Genomic DNA, 1541 nt, shown 5'->3' with positions numbered 1-1541 from the left:
TTCTCAAGATCCAACACATCTCGGCAGCGCGGTAGGACGGGCGGCATGGCGCCAGCGCTCGTGGTGAGAGAAGCCGAGGAGGAGGCCGTCGCGGTGGGGGTGGAGTACGCGGGGGCGCGGCTGGGGGACGCGCGGCTGGGCAAGCGGCTGGACTTGATGGCGAGGCGGCTTGCGCCGGCGCCGGACAGGAGTTTCCCTCAGGCGATGCAAGGCGAGGCGGAGCTGGAGGGCGCGTACCGTTTTTTGAGTAACCGCCAGGTGCGCTGGCGCGAGCTGCTTGCCCCGCACGTCGCCCAGACGTGCGCGCGGATGCAGGAGGCGGCGCGCGAGGGGGTCTTGCTGGTGGCGGCGCACGACACGACGGAGTTGCACTTCCAGGGCGAGGTGGGGGCGCGCCGCGGCCTGGGGCAGCTGGCGCGCGGGCACCAGGGCTTTCACGCCCACGTGGCCCTGGGGGCGGCGCTGCTGCCGCCCGCGCAGCCGGAGGCCGGGGCCCGTCACCGCCCGCTGGGGGCCCTGGGCCTCGTGCCCCAGGTGCGCCGCGCTCGCCCCCAGCGCACCCTGAAGCAGCGCAAGGCGCAGAGCAGCGCACGCTCGCCCACGGCGCGCGAGTCCGAGCGCTGGTGGCAGCTGGTAGCGCAAGTGGAAGCGGCGCTGGCGGCCCAGGACGCCGCCACACCGGCGCTGGTGCACGTGATGGACCGCGAGGCGGACAACTACCGGCTGCTCGCGCAGTTGCTGCAGGCCGGCCACCGCTTCGTCATCCGCGCCCGCTTCGACAGACTCCAGGACTCCGGGCGCCCCATGTCCGAGGCCCTCGAGCAGAGCCCCCGGGTGCTGGGACGCACGGTGAGGCTGGGGGCGCGCGAGGAGCGCTGGACGAATGGAAAGCGGGTGCCCGCGCGCAAAAGCCGCCCCGCCCGCCTCGAGGTGCGCGCTTGCCCGCTCACCCTCAAGGCCAGCGACTACGCCCTCAAGGACGCCGACGTGCCGGCACGCCTCACGCTCCACGCCGTGGAAGTCTTCGAGCCCCAGCCCCCCGAGGGCGAGGAGCCGGTGCGCTGGGTGCTCCTCACCTGCCTGCCCATCGACACCGGCGAGCAGCTCTCACTCATCCTCGACGCCTACTGCGCCCGCTGGTGCGTGGAGGAACTCTTCAAGGCCCTCAAGACGGGCTGCTCCCTGGAGAAGCGCCAGCTGGGCAGCCTGCGCGCCCTGCTCAACGCCCTGTGCCTTTTCATCCCCATCGCCTGGCGCCTGCTCAGCTTGCGCCAAGCTGCTCGCGACACACCCCAGGCCCCCGCAGCCGGAGTGCTGCACGAGGACGAGCTGCTGATGCTGCGCCACCTCGCCCACGCCCGCCGCTACCCGCTCGCCGCCACACCTACCTGCGAGGACGTCCTCTACGCCGTCGCCGCCCTCGGCGGACACCTCAAGCGCAACGGCCCCCCCGGCTGGCAGACGCTGGCCCGCGGCCACGAAGCCCTCACCGCCGCTCTCGTCGGCTTCCGCGCCGCAACATGTGATCAATCTTGAGGAAC

The 1541-nt window shown here is 72.9% G+C and carries 1 protein-coding gene; it reads left to right on the top strand.

Annotated features, from left to right (window positions below):
• Positions 1-45: 45 nt before the first annotated feature.
• A complete protein-coding gene (locus FGE12_RS29910) occupies positions 46-1536 on the top strand; it encodes an IS4 family transposase (RefSeq protein WP_153870073.1) in 1491 nt (496 codons plus the stop codon).
• Positions 1537-1541 lie beyond the last annotated feature (5 nt).

The sequence above is a fragment of the Aggregicoccus sp. 17bor-14 genome (assembly GCF_009659535.1).
Classification (GTDB): Bacteria; Myxococcota; Myxococcia; order Myxococcales; family Myxococcaceae; genus Aggregicoccus.
The sequence above is the reverse complement of the archived record's forward strand: the minus strand, read 5'-3'. Positions and strand labels throughout refer to the sequence as shown.

Coding starts and splice junctions, on each gene's coding strand:
- FGE12_RS29910 (WP_153870073.1), top strand. CDS start 46: ATGGCGCCAGCGCTCGTGGTGAGAGAAGCCGAGGAGGAGGCCGTCGCG.